We start from the raw sequence: 18,119 nt of genomic DNA, 5'->3' as shown, positions 1-18,119 counted from the left end.
TTGAAAATATAATTTCGCTTACAGTAAACTAATTTTTTCACTCACTAACTCATTAAAAATAGAGAAAAAAACATTAAGAAAATTTATCCATAAGGAAGTTAAACCATTGTTTAAAAACCCGCTGAGATAAAAAGAATTCATTCATACTTGGCTAACCGTGATCTACCTACCGTAATGAGTATGCTGTTATCGGCTTTCATTCCCTTTCGCGCTTAAACTCCTTATCATATGCACAATATTTTTCAGTAAATTTTTTAACGCTTTTTTATCATTATTTACTGTACATATTTGCTGTTTAGCTTAGGATCTACCCTGACTTTGTTGATTAATCGTCCGAAGAGTGATATTTCATGGAACATGAGTACGAAACAAAACGCCCTCTCTATATACCCTACGCTGGCCCAATTTTGCTTGAATTCCCTTTGCTGAATAAAGGAAGCGCCTTCACCGAAGAAGAGCGTGCAAATTTTAACTTGCATGGTTTACTTCCTGAACAAGTTGAAACCATCGAAGAACAAGTTGAACGTGCCTACCGTCAATTGATTGATTTTAAATCAGATATTGATAAACACATTTATCTGCGAAATATTCAAGATACCAACGAAACCTTATTTTATCGCCTTATAGATGCCCACCTGACAGAAGTAATGCCAATTATCTATACCCCAACCGTGGGTGAAGCTTGTGAGCATTTCTCTGACATTTATCGTCGTGCACGTGGTTTATTTATTTCTTATCCAAACCGTGAATACATCGACGACATGCTACAAAACGCCACCAAACAAAATGTGAAAGTGATTGTTGTTACCGATGGCGAACGTATTTTAGGCCTTGGTGACCAAGGTATCGGCGGTATGGGTATCCCAATTGGGAAACTCTCTCTCTATACCGCTTGTGGGGGTATCAGCCCTGCTTATACTTTGCCTATTGTTATTGATGTAGGAACCAACAACCCACAGCGTCTGAATGACCCTCTATATATGGGATGGCGCCACCCACGTATTACTGGTGATGAATACAACGAATTCCTTGATGAATTTGTCCAAGCAGTAAAACGCCGTTGGCCAAACGTATTGCTCCAATTTGAAGACTTCGCTCAGAAAAATGCGATGCCTTTATTAACCCGCTACCGTGATGAGCTTTGCTGTTTTAATGATGATATTCAAGGCACTGCATCCGTTGCATTAGGTAGCTTAATTGCCGCCAGCCATGCTGCAGGCAGTAAGCTAAGCGACCAACGCGTGACTTTCTTGGGTGCCGGTTCCGCAGGTTGCGGTATTGCAGAGCAAATCATCGCCCAGATGAAATCCGAAGGCTTGAGCGACGAAGAAGCGCGTTCACGCATTTATATGGTTGACCGCTTTGGTTTATTAACCGATAAACTGCCTAATTTACTCGATTTCCAAGCTAAGTTAACGCAAAACAGTGAGAATTTAGCCAGCTGGGATGTTAACAGTGACTCAATTTCACTGTTAGATGTCGTACGCAATGCCAAACCAACCATATTGATTGGTGTGTCTGGCCAAGCTGGGTTATTCACAGAAGAAATCATTAAAGAGATGCATAAGCACTGTGAACGCCCTATCGTGATGCCATTATCGAACCCAACGTCACGTGTTGAAGCTCGCCCAGAAGATATTATCAATTGGACTGATGGAAAAGCATTGGTCGCAACAGGAAGTCCATTTAGCCCAGTATCTTACAAAGAGCAAGTGTTCCCAATTGCACAATGTAACAACTCCTATATCTTCCCGGGTATCGGTCTTGGTGTGATCGCCTCTGGTGCTAAACGCGTTACTGATGGCATGTTAATGGCCGCCAGCCGCGCTCTCGCCAGCTGTTCACCTCTTGCTAAAAATGGTGAAGGTGCGCTATTGCCTCTGCTATCTGATATCCAAGATGTTTCTCGCATTATTGCTAAACAAGTTGCCAAAGAAGCACAAGTTCAAGGTGTGGCAACCGTCACATCGGATAGCGCTCTTGATGAAGCCATTGAACGTAATTTCTGGAAGCCTGAGTACCGTACTTATAAACGTACTTCGTTTTAATTTGTCATAACGGTATTGATTGAAAGGGGCTCTTTAGAGCTCCTTTTTTGTTTTTTATAGCTCCCGAAAAACGAATGTCTGTTTTCTCAGATAATGATAAATTGCGCTAAACAAATCACTTATTTAAGATAACGGCCATGGCTGATTAATAGGATATTGACATGACTGGCGACCTCAATGCTGCTATTCCACAAAAACCTAAGTTTTCCCTATGGGCAATAGCTCTAACGCTTTTTATTGTAGCACTGAATATTGTTGTTTATTTTTATCAACTCAATTATGCCGCCCCACTCGATTCTCAAGAAAATAACTTATTGTTATTTGGTGCCAATGTTTACCAACTTTCATTAACGGGGGATTGGTGGCGCTATCCAGTTAGTATGGTATTGCACTCAGGTGGTATGCACCTTGCTTTGAATACGTTGGCTTTGTTTGTTATTGGGATTGAATGCGAACGTACCTATGGGAAATTTAGGATGCTCGCGATATACCTATTTTCAGGTATTGGCGCGGCATTTTTTAGTGCTTATTGGCAATACAGTGAAGCCATTAATGCAGTAGCGAACCGAGCATCAATGAATGCGTGGAATAATTTATATTTACCTGATAACACAGTGTATATTACCGTGGGTATTGGCGCATCTGGCGCTATTATGGGGTTAGCTGCCGCTTCTGTAATTGATTTATTAAAAAGAATTAATACCCCAAGTCTCTCTCTTGAAGAACGCAACCAATTAAAACGCCCGCTATATAATATTATTGGGATGATTGCGCTAACTCTCATCAATGGTTTGCAGTCAGGTATTGATAACGCTGCTCATATTGGTGGTGCTGTACTTGGTGCGGCTATTAGCGGTGCTTTTGTGCTTGCGCCACAAGCAACATTTCGGGCAAAACTGCTTTCTAGTGGCTTAATTGTACTTATAGCTGCCACCTTACTGGCAATGACACTCAGCCAGTTTTCTTCCTTACAAGACGAAGACCTAAACTATGAGCGCCAGTTTATTTACCAAGAAATGGCAAAAGAACTTAATCAGCAATAAAAAATACTGTTTTTTGGTAAGAGAGCAGTCCTATTATTGATGCCGCCAATAATAGGACATAAATCTAGAAAGTGAATAAATTCATTGTCATCATAACTGCGCTACAGGTAATTAATAACAATGTAATGTATTGGAAAGTGCGTTCGGATAAACGGATCAGTAAATATTTAGCCAGTGGCATCACAATCAATGCCCCCGCACACAGTATCAGCGCCAATTTTAAATCGGTATAACCGTCTTGCGCATAGGCCAAAGCAGAAGAGCCAGACAACACAGTTGTTACAAAAATCGATGTGCCAATTGCTTGCTTAATATTCAGTTGCATATAGCGCAACAACATTGGGAGAACAACCACCCCACCACCAACTCCAGTTGCACCAAGTACAACACCCGCTAGAACAGCTGGCACAGCCATGGATTTTAGCTGATCTCCTTTTGCCGCTTCTTGTTTGATGATCGAAACAAAAAACATTCGCTGAACAAATAAATAGAGCGAAAAGATAATGGCAGCAGCCACTAACAGGTTAATACCCCACTCGACTTGTTTTTCATACCCCGGTAATCCCCCAAGCCATGTCACAAGCAAACTAGAAAGAAAGGTGCTCGGCAACATAATCGCTAATACAATGAGCGCACCTTTAAAGGGGATATTGCCTAAGCGAAAATGCATATAAGAAGAAGAAACCTTCATTAGCATCGAAAGGAAATTGGCCGTGGCTACGGCTGCTAATGCATTCAGCCCAAAAAAATAGGTCAGTATCGGTAATACAATCACACCACCACCGACACCCGTTGTGCTAATAATCAGCCCAATAAGTGCACCTATCGCTAACTCCGTTACAATCATTAACTCTTGCCTTGTATCAGTGCGCGTCGCCCTTTTTGTAATGCTTCATTTGCATCACTATCTGCTAACGTGAGGTATTTAAAAAATAATGTATCGAAAGTAATCATCTGTAACACTTGGGGGGTGATGATGCCTAATTGGGAATGTTGCTCATCATAAAAATAAGGCAAGGCGAAGTCCGCTAACTTTATCGCTTCATCTTGACCAAACCGCGTCAGTGCGACTGTCGGGCAACCTGTTTCTTTTGCAGCTCGAAGCATGCTATTGATTTCTTGAGTATTTCCACGCGCTGTTACCGCAATTGCAAGGTCTTCCGGCCCCAAATTTGCCGAATAACTTAGCTGAACATGCAAATCATAACTAAACAGTGCGTGTTTATTAATGCGAACTAATTTATGGAAAATATCACTGGCAACAATGGCTGAAGACCCGACACCAAACAGCACGATACGTTTGGCCTGAAACATTTTTTGCGCGATGGTATCTACGACAGATGGCTCAAGTAAATCCAGTGATTTTTCAATAGCCGAAATAAACATTTGCCCTGTTTTGGCGATAATCTGAGAAGTATCATCGTGACGACTCAGATTACCGTATAAACTTTCCGCTTTGTGTTGCTTCTCATCCGACAAATAATCGACTTTAAATTCAGGGTAGCCACGGTAACCCATTTGGCGAGAAAAGCGGATAACAGATGCACTACTGACCCCAGCCGCTTGTGCCAATTCCGCTGCATTCATCGCAATAAGGCTTTCGCGATTATCCAACAAAAATGTGGCAATACGTTGTTCTGTGCCTTTACCGCGTGTCTGCATGCTTTCCAGTTTTACCGTCAGTGTCGACATGGCTTTTCCTTCTAATTATTTTTCTGGATCAGTGAAGCCTATTATCATACTGGCAATGAACCCGACAATCCATGCACCCGCAACAGCAATTAAGAAATCCAGGATTTGGCCATCACCCACTAATGGAATTAATGATAACCCTGCTGTTCCAAAAGGAATGATGATCCCGACATGGAAGAATGCCATTAATGCCCCGCCAGCCGCGCCACCAATACAACCCGCAATGAATGGTTTACCTAATGGCAATGACACACCGAATAATAACGGTTCACCGACACCAAAAATACCCACAGGCAACGCACCGACTAAGGTTTTTTTCAAACGTTGGTTTTTGGTTTTTAAATAAACCCAGAAACACGAGCCCACTTGCCCCATTCCGCCCATCGCTAAAATTGGGAACAAGTAATTCAGGCCAAAAGTTTGCAAAATTTCAGCATGAATTGGGATCAAACCTTGGTGTAAACCCGTTAGTAATAAGAATAAGAAACTGCCGCCTAAGATACCGCCAGTCGCCACGGCGCCACCGCCACTATTTAATAAAGCGACAGAAACCCCTTGAGCCAAAATCTGGTTTAAGTAATGTCCTGCGGGTTGGAACACCACAATTGCGACCATCGCAGAGACTAAAATGGTCACAAATGGCGTCACGATAAGATCTAAGCTTTCTTTAATGATACTTCTAAACCACACTTCAAATTTAGAAGAGAAAACGACCACCATCAGTACCGCAAAAATCCCCCCACTACCTGGGACTAATTTCGAGCCAAATAAGGTGATATCCGCTAAACCTGGCATCGAAAGTAGCCCAGCCATGACCGCACCAATTGAGGTGGAAGCACCAAGCTCTTTCGCGGTATTCACCCCAATCATAATTGAAAGATAAACAAATACTGCGCTACCAATCAATTTTAATAACTTAAATAACTCAGGGAATTGGTCGACAACACCCGGAGCAACCAAGCGGACGATATTGATTAGCCCCATAATAAGACCGCAACCAATCAGAGCTGGAATGGTAGGGACAAATATAGCGGCTAACGTATTTAAAGTACGACGGATCGAGAACGCTTTTTTTTCTGTAGGCTTAGCCGTTTCTGTTGTTGAGGACGAACTACCTTGCATACGTTTGTTCATCACTGAAAAGACTTTTGCTGCGGTTCCCATCCCAACAATCACTTGTTGCTGTTCACCATTGAAAATCACGCCTTTTACGCCTTCAATTTGCTTCAAGGCCTCAGCATCGAATTTGCTATTATCTTTTAAAACTAAACGGATACGCGTCATACAATGAGTTAATGTTGCCACGTTCTCAAAGCCGCCCGCATATTTTTCTATTTCTCTGGCGAGTACTTCCAGATGTTCTATCTTATTAGCCATATTATTCCCCCGGTGTTGGCTAAGCTATATGCTAGCTTTCCATCACGCTATCCCCATTTATTAACGGTGTGTATCTAACATGCTGTCCAATGTGGTATTTGGATGCTGTTGAACGATGTCCGTCGCTTGCTGTGCGTTGATTTGTAACTCATGCATTAAAATTGCGCGTCGTGGATGATAATCCACTTGTGCCAATAGCTCTGCTGCGGTGTGTTCATCAATACCGCAGACCTCACTTACAATTCGTTCTGCGCGGCGCAGTAATTTGATATTACTCGCAACAACATCAACCATTAAATTAGTATGAATACGGCCTAATTTCCCCATCACACAAGTACTTAGCATGCCTAAAATCATTTTTTGCGCAGTACCGCTTTTCATGCGAGTCGAACCTGATAACACTTCAGGGCCAACATCGGGGGCAATCGCCAATTTTGCTACTTCGCTGACTAGCCCTCGGCCTCGCGTAGTAATTGCCACCGTTAACGCACCGATTTCATTAGCATATTCAATGCCCGCTAAGGTAAATGGTGTGCGTCCGCTGGCTGCAATACCCACCACGACATCTTTGGCACAGAGTTGGCGTTTTTTTAGCTCTTCAATCGCTGACTCTACTGAATCCTCAATATTTTCAACCGCTTTTAGCATGGCATTTTGGCCACCTGCAATAATCGACTGCACCATTTCAGGTGAAGTGCCAAATGTGGGTGGGCATTCTGCACTGTCTAACACGGCTAGCCGGCCACTGGTTCCCGCCCCAATGTAAAACAAGCGCCCACCTTGTTTTAAGCATCCGGCAATCGCGTCAACCACTTGGGCAATCGCGGGTAGAACGGCCTGAATGGCCCCTGCAACGGTACTATCTGCTTGGTTAATAACCTTCACCATCGAGAGTGTATCCAACCGTGAAAACTGTTGTGTTTCCTGATTGAATTCATTGTGTAGGCAGTCACTCAGAGTATTTTCGGCTAGAGACATTAAAACGCCCTCATGAAATTTAATTTCATTAAAAAATACATTAAATGAATTTTTATTTCAATTTAAATCACTGCAATTTTGTACAACTTAATTGCGGGTTATGATCTTTCTCACAATAATAGGTCTGTATTGAAAAAATACCGGTGACGAAAGCCACCGGCGATAGCTCTATTTTACGAACTTACAGGTTCCGAAGGCAGATGGGATGTGAAAATCAGGTTTAACAGAATCAGGTTTGATCCAGCTAATCCATTTACGCACTTGCTTAGGTTCACCCGCGCTGAACTCCCCACGTAAAATGGCACACATTAGTGTCTGCTTGTCTGCGTCTTGCCATAAATTAAGTTTGGTAAATTCATCCAAATCAATTTTTCCCGTTAATACATAACCATTTGGCGTTATTTCACCCACGGTTTGTAATGTCTCCCAGTTCCAACTTGGGTCAACTTCACGGTAATAATTAGCTTTTGCATCGAAAGTACGTCCTTTCGGGTCCATTTCAGCCGTGTAATAAGGTTTTAGTTCAGGGCTAGTCGCAAAAAAGAGTTCGACTCGGTCAGAATCTAACACCGCTTGGTCTTTATCTGGGTTATCACCTAACTGAATATCTTTATCATCTGCAATAAAACGGAAATATAATGCGTCATCACTCCACAAAGCGCGAAAATCTGTTTTGGGAGCCGCTTCCTTTTCCCATGGGTACGTAAAATCGGTTAATATTTCTGCTTTTTCCCAGACTTCCGTACTTTTAGTCGCATCATTGAGTGATTTTAACTGATCGGTATGATTGATTTGGTACTCTTTCGCTGCCACACTCGCGGTAACAAACACAGCACTCGCGGCTAATAATGTCGTTAGTTTCATACTTTCCTCACCTATCTAATTAAAGATCTGCTATTCACAAAAACCCGTCAAAGAAACAATATTTCACTTCAAATTAAAAATATAGAATTAAAATTTCATAATATATAGCTTCATTCCATAAAAACTACCATGATGTGAAGCGAATCACTCTTTGATGAGAACGTGATTTACCTTTTTCATCCAATGTCTGATTAATTTTGATTCAATTATTAGGCTTAATATTAGTCAACTTCGATTAGTGTGCAGACATTGACATGACTTTACGTTACGCGACTTGCGTCACTAATTTAAGTCAAGTAGCCTAGAGACACAGGCCTACTGAGGCTGACAATTTCGGATTATGACTCTTTATTATCAAGGCTAGGACATGAGGAAACGTCTGTTTTTTGGTCTTATTATTCTTGCAGGGATCGCATTTACGACCATAATGTTGCTTGATCGCTGGATAAGCTGGGATACCGCCCCCTATATCTATGAAGATGTAGAAAAATTGCCTGCGCGCGATGTCGGGATGGTACTCGGCACATCCAAATATTATGCCTCTGGTGTTAATAACCTCTATTATACCTATCGCATTAAAGGCGCAGCGGAGGCATACCACAGTGGAAAAGTGAAATATTTGCTCCTCAGTGGTGATAATGGCGCTCATAATTACAATGAGCCAATCAACATGCGCAAAGATTTAATTAAAGAAGGGGTTCCAGCCTCCAAAATTGTGCTCGATTTTGCTGGTTTTAGGACATTAGACTCCGTAGTACGCACTAAAAAAGTGTTTGATACCGATAATTTTACGATTATTACCCAGCGTTTTCATTGTGAACGTGCGGTCTTTATCGCCAAACATAAAGGTATTGATGCGCAATGTTTAGCGGTTCCGACACCTTCTGGGATGTATAGAGTGAGAGTGCGTGAAGTGTTTGCGCGGCTAGGCGCTCTGGCAGATTTATATATCTTAAAACGGGAGCCTAAATTTTTAGGTGAACAAGAATCGATCCCAGCCCCGATTAAAATGCCAGCCGGAATTAAAGGCTATCCGGCGGTTTCACCGGATGAAGTCAATAAATTGAAGTAGATATATAGGTAGATAAATACTCATCTACCTATTAACTTTGCTGTTAATTTGCGCCAACACCATTCAAGTGGGCCTTGTCTGAAAAACATCAGCCAATAATAAGAAAACAATACATTTATTCCCCAAATAATGGGAACCAAGACAATTAATTCAACCCGCGTGAATTGACCAAAATAGCCTAATTGGTAAAACAGTGTGGTACAAATTAGCGTTTGCAAAATATAATTACTCAGCGCCATCCGCCCCACATATTGCAGCCCATGGATTACCTTGTTATTTGCGATTTTTTCCCAAAAACCATACACCAAAGCGATATATCCTAAAGATTGGAATGGAATAACTAGCTCATTAATAATGTAACCAATGATTGATGTTGAAAAATAACTCCAATTAAATTGGCTTTGCATGTATAGCGAAACTATTTGGACCAATATCGATGGCAAGATAAATATGTAGGCTATTTGACGGTAGTGTTGAGCGCTAAATTGCCCTTGTAACCAGCCATTTTTCATTAACAGTGCGCCAATAATCATCAATGCCGCTAATTGCCAGCCATATTGGATAACCAACATTTCAACCATTTTGAGCATCTCTGACGCCCGATAAAGCACACCATCCATTCCCCCCGAGGTATGCATCACATATTCAAATGCCAGTTGCTCATCCGAGGTTTGCCAAAAACCGGAGGGATCTATACTACTTCCCAACACGAGCAAAATAACTAACCCAACCAAATAGATTGATAGTGCTATTTTCAATAATAAACTATCATCATATTGATTAAGCAAATAGGTCACTAACAAGCCGGTTAATGCATAAGCCAACAGAATATCACCATCCCAAAAACCAACCCCATGGATCACCCCGAATAGGGCTAAAACAGATAAACGGCACTGGTTCCAACGAAGAGAGCGAGAGTGTAATAAAGCAAGCGTTGCCCCAAATAGGATTGAAAAAATCGCGAGAACTTTACCTTGAAAAAGGACATTGAAAACACCCCAGAGGTAAGCCTCTGAATCGGATGTTGTATTGGTATAGTAAGGGTTTAAATACGCTGCTTGTGGTAAAGCAAATGCAAAGATATTCATTAGCAGAATACCTAAAATTGCTATACCACGAACAGCGTCAAGTTGGTCAATGCGGCTTGACGGTGTCGTTGTTGTCATAAATTATAAGTGACGAACTGCACGTAAAAATTCTTGCCGTGTATTTTGGCTTGATTTAAATAACCCACCAAGTGACGTTGTTGTTGTTGCACTTGTCGCGTCACGAATACCACGAGCTTTCACGCAATAATGCACCGCATCTATGCAAACTGCCACATTTGTTGTTCCCAATAATGTTTGCAAAGCAACCAAAATTTGCTGAGTTAAGCGCTCTTGCACTTGTGGGCGCTGTGAGAAAAATTGCACAATGCGATTAATTTTCGATAAACCAATCACTTTGTCTTTTGGAATATAGGCAACCGTAGCCTTTCCATCGATCGTAACAAAATGGTGTTCACAGGTACTTGTTAGCGTGATATCACGCACCGTGACCATTTCATCCACTTTCATTTTATTTTCAATCAAAGTGATTTTTGGAAAGTTTGCGTAATCAAGCCCTGAAAAAATTTCATCAACATACATTTTTGCGATACGACGAGGGGTATCAGCTAAACTGTCATCGGTTAAATCCAAATTCAGCAGCGTCATGATCTCTGTCATGTGCCCTTCAATCAGTTTCTTACGTTCGTCGCCTGACTTTGGCTGGATACGTAAAGGCGTTTCTAAGCCTCTAGCCTCCAGCGCGGCATGAACTAATTCGGCCTCTTTACTCAGAGATGACATGTGAGCCTCCACAAATGGTATTACTATTTTTATAAAATGCAGGTGTGCGGTACTCTAAAACAGCAGGTACAGATAATCCAGCACAACATAGATAATTGCCGTGAAATAATTGCATTTAACCCTGTAATTCATTCACCCAATGATTACTTTCTTTAAACGGTTTAACACCTTATATAACGTGATTTTTATCACACTTTCTCTCAATCCTTTAACCTTGAATGGTGAAAAACCAATAACCCGCCAATAAGTAACACAATACATAACCTAAGCATTAACCATTCTGTGCATAATTTTGTTTGTGATAATGCCACCTTACTGGTTAAATCTGACCAAAAGCTATCTGTAATCAATTTCTATTCATTCACCCACTAATGGATTTCTGCCATAATATGCATTACGAACACATTTTAAAGCCTCAAGGCAGATAACAATAATGAGGGTCATTATTTATGGATCAGTGTCATACTAACGATTTGATTTCTCTAGATGTTGCATTGGAAAAATTACTATCTCAAACGAAAACCGTCACAGATACAGAAATCATTCCACTGACCTCCTCTGCACAGCGCATCATTGCAACAGACCTAATTTCCCCTATCAATGTTCCGCCATTTGATAATTCTGCGATGGATGGTTATGGCTTACGTTTTGCCGATTGGGATGGTAAAACGCCAATGCCTGTGGCAGGTAAATCATTTGCTGGCAACCCGATGGAAGGTGAGCTCAAAGCGGGTTGCTGCGTGCGTATTATGACGGGTGCTCCAATTCCACAAGGTGTGGACACTGTTGTCATGCAAGAGTCTACAGAACAAACCGAACAAGGGATTATATTCACCCACCCCATCAAACAAGGCAGTAATATTCGTAAAGCTGGGGAAGATATTGCCCAAGGCAGTGCGGTGTTCCCTGCAGGAACCTTACTTACCACTGCTCAGCTACCTTTAATTGCTTCACTGGGTATTGCAGATGTCACCGTATATCGTCGCCTTAAAGTTGCCGTTTTTTCAACGGGTGATGAACTGCAAGCGGTCGGCCTTCCTTTAGCTGATGGGCAAATTTATGATACTAACCGCTTTACCGTCCGTCTGATGCTTGAAAAACTTAACTGCGAAGTGCTCGATTTAGGTGTGATACCGGACTCGCCAGAAAAACTCAAACAAACCTTTATCGAAGCTAACCAACACGCGGATTTAGTGATCAGTAGTGGTGGAGTTTCCGTGGGTGAAGCCGACTATACCAAACAAATTTTGGATGAATTAGGCACGATTGGTTTTTGGAAGTTAGCTATAAAACCAGGAAAACCCTTTGCATTTGGCAAGCTGAGTGACGCTTGGTTTTGTGGGCTACCGGGGAACCCCGTTTCCGCAGCACTCACCTTCTACCAATTGGTTCAACCGCTGATTGCTCGTCTTTCAGGGCACAGCCAATGGCGTGCCCCGCTACGCTTTAAAGTTCCAGTTACCACCACATTGAAGAAAAGCCCGGGCCGTTTAGATTTTCAACGAGGAATTCTAAGCACCAATGAGCAAGGACAGTTACAAGTCGCCACAACGGGTCACCAAGGCTCACACGTGTTTAGTTCATTTAGTTTAGCTAACTGCTTTATTGTCCTTGAACGAGAGCGTGGGCGTGTTGAAGCAGGTGAAATGGTTGAAGTCGAAATGTTTAACTATTTATTAAAAAGTGAATAATAACTGTGCAAGAGCTTAGCGATCTGGAAATGTTGCGGTATAACCGCCAAATTATCCTCCGTGGGTTTGATTTCGATGGGCAGGAAAAACTTAAGGCTGGCAAAGTGCTAGTTATTGGCCTTGGCGGTTTAGGCTGCTCTGCAACACAATACCTTGCTGCTGCCGGTGTCGGTCATCTGACATTGGTGGATTTCGATACTGTGTCGTTATCTAACTTGCAACGGCAAATTTTGCACCGTGACGCCACCATTGGTACACCCAAAGTTGATTCAGCTAAAGTGCAACTTGCTGCCATTAACCCACATATCCAAATTGACACCGTCAATGCACAACTAGATGATGCTCAACTTGATGAATTAATCATGCACCATGATGTGGTCTTAGACTGCACCGATAACGTTGCCATTCGTGAACAGCTTAATCGCCTGTGTTTACCACAGAAAAAACCACTAGTTTCAGGTGCTGCCATCCGCATGGAAGGGCAATTATCTGTTTTTACTTATGAAGAAAGCACCCCTTGTTATCACTGTTTAAGCCGTTTATTTGGTGAAAATAACTTAACTTGTGTTGAAGCCGGAGTTATGTCCCCTTTAGTTGGTACCATTGGTACGCTAGAAGCAATGGAAACAATTAAATTATTAGCTAATTATGGGAAAGTTAATTCAGGAAAAGTATTGTTATTTGATGCAATGACTATGGATTTTCGCCAATTTAAACTTAGCAAAGATCCCCACTGTGAAGTCTGTTCTAAAGGCTAACGACTAAATTTTCGGGCAAGTTGTTTTTTCTCATCACTCAGGCGAGGCTTTTCTCGCCTTTTTCCCATTTTCATCACACCAAAATTAGGAATAATCCGAAAAAATAATTTAATTGTCCTTTCACCTTATACTATCTCTCTTTTGTGGTGCTTGATGGTTTAAATATCACCACTGTTTATTCTTTTGATAAAGTTACTGAGAGTATGAATATGCAATTCCCTCCTTGCCCGAAATGCCAGTCTGAATACACCTATACTGATAACGATATGTATATCTGCCCTGAGTGCGCGCATGAATGGAATGATGCCGAGCCTGTAGCTGATATTGATGAATTGATTGTAAAAGATGCCAATGGCAACCTGTTAGCTGATGGTGATACCATCACGGTTATTAAAGATCTTAAAGTCAAAGGCAGCTCTTCTATGCTAAAAATTGGTACCCGCGTTAAAGGTATCCGTTTGGTCGAAGGCGACCACAATATCGACTGTAAAATTGATGGCTTCGGCCAAATGAAATTGAAATCTGAATTTGTGAAGAAAAACTAAGTTTACTTCGCCCATTAAAAAGCCCTCAGAATTGAGGGCTTTTTGTTTTTCATCCAAAAACCAGATTTAAAGAACGACACCTTGGCTTGTCAGGTATTCATCATAAGTACCTTTGAAATCAATGACTTTATCTTCTTTAATCTCCAAAATACGGCTCGCTAACGAGCTGACAAACTCACGGTCATGGGAAACGAAAATTAACGTTCCTTTGTATAATTCGAGAGCTAAGTTTAATGATTCGATAGATTCCATATCCAAGTGGTTGGTTGGTTCATCCATAATCAAAATATTTGGTTGTTGCATCATTAACTTACCAAATAACATGCGCCCTTGTTCACCACCGGATAACACTTTAACTTTCTTTTTAATGTCATCTTGAGAAAACAGTAAACGGCCTAAAATACTGCGCACCGCTTGCTCGTCATCTCCTTCACTTTTCCACTGACTCATCCAGTCAAACACGGTTAAATCTGTTTCAAAATCTTCTGCGTGGTCTTGAGCATAGTAACCAATGCTACTGTTTTCTGACCATTTAACCATTCCGCTCGTTGCAGGTTGTTCACCCACCAGCGTTTTTAAGAATGTCGTTTTACCGATACCGTTAGCACCAATAACCGCCATTTTTTCGCCAACTTCCAGTAATAAATTGACGTTTTTAAATAATGGCCCTTGGTCATAACCGTTCGTTACCGCTTCTAATTCCAGTGCATTGCGGAACAATTTTTTCTCTTGTTCAAAACGAATGAATGGGTTTTGACGGCTAGACGCTTTCACCTCATCCAATTGAATTTTATCAATTTGACGTGCGCGGGAAGTCGCTTGTTTCGACTTAGAAGCATTCGCACTAAAACGACTAACGAAAGATTGCAGCTCAGCAATTTGCGCTTTTTTCTTTGCGTTATCCGACAATAGACGTTCACGAGCTTGGGTTGCCGCGATCATATATTCATCATAGTTACCCGTGAATAAACGTAATTCACCATAATCTAGGTCAGCCATGTGCGTACATACGGTATTTAAAAAGTGCCTATCATGGGAAATAATGATCATGGTACAGTTACGATCATTCAGCACTTGCTCTAACCAACGAATCGTATCGATATCCAAGTTGTTCGTCGGCTCATCGAGTAATAAAATATCTGGATCAGAAAATAGGGCCTGTGCCAGTAGCACACGCAGTTTCCAGCCAGGTGCGACTTCACTCATCGGCCCATAATGCTGTTCAACAGGGATACCTACACCCAGTAATAATTCACCTGCACGTGCTTCTGCGCTATAGCCGTCCATTTCACCATAAGCGACCTCTAAGTCAGCGACTCGGTAGCCGTCTTCTTCGCTCATTTCAGGTGAGGCGTAGATCCTATCGCGCTCTTGTTTGACGTCCCACAGTTCGCTATGCCCCATAATCACGGTATCAAGCACGGTAAATTCTTCAAATGCGAACTGATCTTGGCGAAGTTTACCAATACGCTCATTTGGATCAGTCGTGCTCACATTACCCGCTGTTGGGGTTAAGTCTCCCCCTAAGATCTTCATAAATGTGGATTTACCTGCGCCATTTGCGCCGATCAAACCATAACGGTTGCCTGTGCCAAATTTAACTGAAATGTTTTCAAACAGTGGCTTACTGCCAAACTGCATAGTGATATTGTTCGTTGTTAACACTGCTATGCCTTAAATTAAACGGTGTAAAATAGCCTGCGATGATTTGGGTTCCATGACTACAGCGTGCAAAACAACCCAAAATAGTGATTTGAGCAGCAAAATACATTCCATGCATGGTCATTAGAGTATGGCAGGTATAAATAGCGGCGCATTATGCCATATTACACCGCTTAGATCTTGTGCTGTTTTCAGCAAATTGATTAACACAGAAGGAAAGGCTGACTAAATGCCAAACTAAAGCGTGATCCCCATAGTACGGCTGATTTCTGTTAGCCCTTCTCGCTCATAAAACTTAATGGCTTTATGATTTTGCGCTAATACCGACAGCTCCAAATGGCTAAACTGCCTACTCTTCGCCCATACTTTAATGCCATCGAGTAATTTTTGCCCTGCTTTTTCACCACGGAAATTGGGGTCAACCACTAAGTCAAAAATATAACCAAAATTTCGAGGAACAATGCAGCTATAAGGATCAGCAACTTGTTGTTGCGCGATGCAAAATCCTTTAATCTCACCGTTAAATTCAGCAACTAACAAATAAAATTTATCATCGATAATCGCATTTTCAATAAATTCCCTAGCCTGCTCTGCAGGTTGTAAGCGCTCGGGGTCTAGTAATGCCATTTCCGAAAACAAAATTTGATAAAGCGATAAAATAGAGTCTATATCACTTTTTATAGCTTCCCTTATCATGCATTCCTCTCTGTGATTTCGATATTAATGCTAATCGTAAGTTTTAATTGGTGGCGCAATATACGTTTCGAAGCTTTCTAGTAATTCAGCTGGCGAATCATTCACAATCGCCATATGACGATATTTTTCATGTAGGAAACCTTCATCCGCCATTTTATTTGTCATATCAATCAATGGTTGCCAATAATTATTAATATTAAACAAGGCACATGGTTTAGTATGTAAACCAATTTGGCTCCAAGTAAATACTTCTGCGTACTCTTCAAGCGTGCCATATCCGCCTGGTAAAGCGACAAAAGCATCGGCAAGTTCAATCATTTTACTTTTACGCTGATGCATCGTTTCAACTTTATACAGCTCAGTTAAATTCTTATGAGAAATTTCGCGTTCTTCTAGCAATGAAGGGATCACACCAATCGCCTTACCACCTAATGACAAAACAGTATCAGCAACCGTTCCCATAATCCCCACACTCGCCCCACCATAGACTAATGCGATATCGCGACTAACCATTTCTTTAGCAAATTCAATGGCTTTTTGCTGATAAATTTCGTTTTTCCCCATGCTTGAACCACAATACACTGCAATGCTTTTAATTTTTCCCATTTGTTCCTCATTTCCATTTTTATAGTGGCTTTTTAGAGAATGGAATTATACGAGCCTAGTGTAGAAGCTCAAGCATCATCCTTCCCACCATAAAATTAATCCATGTTTATAACATCGTCATTCAGTTAAACCAACACCTTGAATACCCATAGAGCACATTTATCACCTTGTTATCGTTAGCTGTAAAATAAAGAAATATAAAGCAGCAGGGTTTTATGAGATAATCTGTCAGAAATTATTTTTCATCATCAAATACTTATTTTTCTAAATATTTATTGCCAATTAAGTTACGTTGTCTGAGGTTTACTTATTTATGTCTGCCGACACTAAAAAGAGCGCATTTCCGCTATTACCTATCGGGTTATTACTGCTTGCTATGACCTCTATTCAAAGCGGGGCTTCTTTAGCTAAAACTTTATTTCCTGTTATCGGCGCTCCCGGTGTTACTGGTTTACGTTTATTGCTTGCTACAATTATATTATTTGTTATTTTTAAACCTTGGCGTTTAAAATTCAGAAGAAGCTCGCTAGTTCCACTGCTAGCCTACGGCTTGTCCCTAGGTACGATGAATTATTTGTTTTACCTTTCCCTTGAGCGCATTCCATTAGGAATAGCCGTTGCACTAGAGTTTACTGGTCCTTTAGCTGTCGCAATGTTCTCCTCTCGCCGCCCAATTGATTTTTTGTGGATAGCCCTTGTTATAGTTGGGTTATTATTTTTACTCCCAATTGGCGATAATATTGAATCCATTGATACACTCGGTGCTATCTATGCTCTCGGAGCCGGTGTCTGTTGGGGGTTGTATATTATATTTGGCCAACGAGCGGGAGCGGGCTATGGCGCTGCCACCGTGGCTATCGGTTCATTTATTTCTGCGATGATTTTCTTCCCGATCGGTTTAATGCAAACAGGTGTCGAGGTGATGTTCGACCCCTCAATTTTACCTATTGCACTAGCAGTCGCGATTTTATCAACCGCATTTCCTTATACTTTAGAAATGATCGCGCTAACGCGTTTACCTGCCCGAACTTTTGGTACATTGATGAGCCTTGAACCTTGTATGGGTGCATTTTTAGGAATTGTTTTCCTAAATGAGCACTTAACGATGACTCAGTGGTTAGCCTTATTATGTATTGTCTGTGCTTCTATTGGCTCCACCTCAACAGCGGTACCAAAGTCAAAAATTGAAAAAGTGTCCTAGCCACTAAAAGCTAGAAGCAAACAAAGACAGTCAAGGTTAATAAATTCGATATATTGA

Annotated in this window: 17 protein-coding genes; 7 read left to right on the top strand and 10 right to left on the bottom strand. The window is 41.4% G+C overall.

All coding sequences use genetic code 11. The features are described 5' to 3' along the window. Positions 1-350: 350 nt before the first annotated feature. Both PR800_RS00320 and PR800_RS00315 read left to right on the top strand, forming a co-directional pair. Complete coding sequence (locus PR800_RS00320; RefSeq protein ID WP_102138392.1) at positions 351-2,048, top strand: NAD-dependent malic enzyme; 1,698 nt, start codon at positions 351-353, stop codon at positions 2,046-2,048. 161 nt (positions 2,049-2,209) lie between these two features. Then, positions 2,210-3,091 (top strand): rhomboid family intramembrane serine protease, encoded by an 882-nt coding sequence (locus tag PR800_RS00315; RefSeq protein WP_272529912.1) that lies wholly within the window; start codon positions 2,210-2,212, stop codon positions 3,089-3,091. Positions 3,092-3,155: 64 nt separating this feature from the next. Here the strand turns inward: PR800_RS00315 and PR800_RS00310 are convergent, their stop codons facing one another. From PR800_RS00310 to PR800_RS00290, 5 genes are all read right to left on the bottom strand, one after another. Next, positions 3,156-3,938: a sulfite exporter TauE/SafE family protein gene (locus tag PR800_RS00310; protein WP_102138390.1), complete on the bottom strand. Its 783-nt coding sequence runs from the start codon at positions 3,936-3,938 to the stop codon at positions 3,156-3,158. Continuing rightward, the gene (locus tag PR800_RS00305) at positions 3,938-4,783 is read right to left on the bottom strand and encodes a MurR/RpiR family transcriptional regulator (RefSeq protein WP_102138389.1); all 846 of its coding nucleotides are present in this window, start codon (positions 4,781-4,783) and stop codon (positions 3,938-3,940) included. The genes PR800_RS00310 and PR800_RS00305 overlap by 1 nt, the downstream gene beginning before the upstream one ends. 15 nt (positions 4,784-4,798) lie before the next feature. After that, positions 4,799-6,160 carry a PTS transporter subunit EIIC gene (locus PR800_RS00300; RefSeq protein ID WP_102138388.1) on the bottom strand — a complete coding sequence of 454 codons (1,362 nt, stop codon included), beginning with the start codon at positions 6,158-6,160 and terminating at the stop codon, positions 4,799-4,801. A gap of 60 nt (positions 6,161-6,220) precedes the next feature. After that, entirely contained in the window at positions 6,221-7,138 is a 918-nt protein-coding gene (gene murQ / locus PR800_RS00295) for an N-acetylmuramic acid 6-phosphate etherase (protein ID WP_239979130.1), read from the bottom strand. A gap of 168 nt (positions 7,139-7,306) precedes the next feature. Beyond that, positions 7,307-8,002 (bottom strand): carbohydrate-binding family 9-like protein, encoded by a 696-nt coding sequence (locus PR800_RS00290; protein WP_206275898.1) that lies wholly within the window; start codon positions 8,000-8,002, stop codon positions 7,307-7,309. 367 nt (positions 8,003-8,369) lie between these two features. Between PR800_RS00290 and sanA the strand changes: the two genes are divergently transcribed. Next, positions 8,370-9,074, top strand: coding sequence for an outer membrane permeability protein SanA (sanA, locus tag PR800_RS00285; RefSeq protein ID WP_004256559.1), 705 nt, complete (start codon positions 8,370-8,372; stop codon positions 9,072-9,074). 20 nt (positions 9,075-9,094) lie between these two features. On the opposite strand, the gene yeiB is transcribed toward sanA, so the two are convergent. After that, positions 9,095-10,240 (bottom strand): DUF418 domain-containing protein YeiB, encoded by a 1,146-nt coding sequence (gene yeiB, locus PR800_RS00280; protein ID WP_210848336.1) that lies wholly within the window; start codon positions 10,238-10,240, stop codon positions 9,095-9,097. A 3-nt stretch (positions 10,241-10,243) separates the two neighbouring features. After that, entirely contained in the window at positions 10,244-10,903 is a 660-nt protein-coding gene (gene folE, locus PR800_RS00275) for a GTP cyclohydrolase I FolE (RefSeq protein WP_004256561.1), read from the bottom strand. 449 nt (positions 10,904-11,352) lie between these two features. Here folE and moeA point away from each other — a divergent pair, with 449 nt between their 5' ends. The 3 genes from moeA to PR800_RS00260 all read left to right on the top strand — a co-directional run bounded on the left by moeA (position 11,353) and on the right by PR800_RS00260 (position 13,897). Next, positions 11,353-12,594, top strand: a complete 1,242-nt coding sequence (gene moeA / locus PR800_RS00270; protein WP_239979128.1) for a molybdopterin molybdotransferase MoeA — start codon at positions 11,353-11,355, stop codon at positions 12,592-12,594. A 5-nt stretch (positions 12,595-12,599) separates the two neighbouring features. Next, positions 12,600-13,352, top strand: a complete 753-nt coding sequence (gene moeB / locus PR800_RS00265; RefSeq protein ID WP_272529910.1) for a molybdopterin-synthase adenylyltransferase MoeB — start codon at positions 12,600-12,602, stop codon at positions 13,350-13,352. A gap of 209 nt (positions 13,353-13,561) precedes the next feature. Then, positions 13,562-13,897, top strand: coding sequence for a zinc ribbon domain-containing protein YjdM (locus PR800_RS00260; RefSeq protein ID WP_004909208.1), 336 nt, complete (start codon positions 13,562-13,564; stop codon positions 13,895-13,897). A gap of 66 nt (positions 13,898-13,963) precedes the next feature. Here the strand turns inward: PR800_RS00260 and PR800_RS00255 are convergent, their stop codons facing one another. The 3 genes from PR800_RS00255 to PR800_RS00245 all read right to left on the bottom strand — a co-directional run bounded on the left by PR800_RS00255 (position 13,964) and on the right by PR800_RS00245 (position 16,861). Next, positions 13,964-15,562, bottom strand: a complete 1,599-nt coding sequence (locus PR800_RS00255) for an ABC-F family ATPase (RefSeq protein ID WP_102138382.1) — start codon at positions 15,560-15,562, stop codon at positions 13,964-13,966. Positions 15,563-15,796: 234 nt separating this feature from the next. Then, positions 15,797-16,255 (bottom strand): GNAT family N-acetyltransferase, encoded by a 459-nt coding sequence (locus PR800_RS00250; RefSeq protein ID WP_195698361.1) that lies wholly within the window; start codon positions 16,253-16,255, stop codon positions 15,797-15,799. Positions 16,256-16,285: 30 nt separating this feature from the next. Continuing rightward, positions 16,286-16,861: a TIGR00730 family Rossman fold protein gene (locus PR800_RS00245; RefSeq protein WP_166266405.1), complete on the bottom strand. Its 576-nt coding sequence runs from the start codon at positions 16,859-16,861 to the stop codon at positions 16,286-16,288. 313 nt (positions 16,862-17,174) lie between these two features. Here PR800_RS00245 and rhtA point away from each other — a divergent pair, with 313 nt between their 5' ends. Further along, the gene (gene rhtA / locus PR800_RS00240) at positions 17,175-18,062 is read left to right on the top strand and encodes a threonine/homoserine exporter RhtA (RefSeq protein ID WP_102138379.1); all 888 of its coding nucleotides are present in this window, start codon (positions 17,175-17,177) and stop codon (positions 18,060-18,062) included. The last annotated feature ends 57 nt before the right edge of the window (positions 18,063-18,119 follow it).

Source organism: Providencia sp. PROV205 (genome assembly GCF_028479505.1).
Lineage (GTDB): Bacteria > Pseudomonadota > Gammaproteobacteria > Enterobacterales > Enterobacteriaceae > Providencia > Providencia huaxiensis.
Note: the sequence above shows the minus strand (reverse complement) of the source record. Positions and strands in the feature narration are given on the sequence as shown.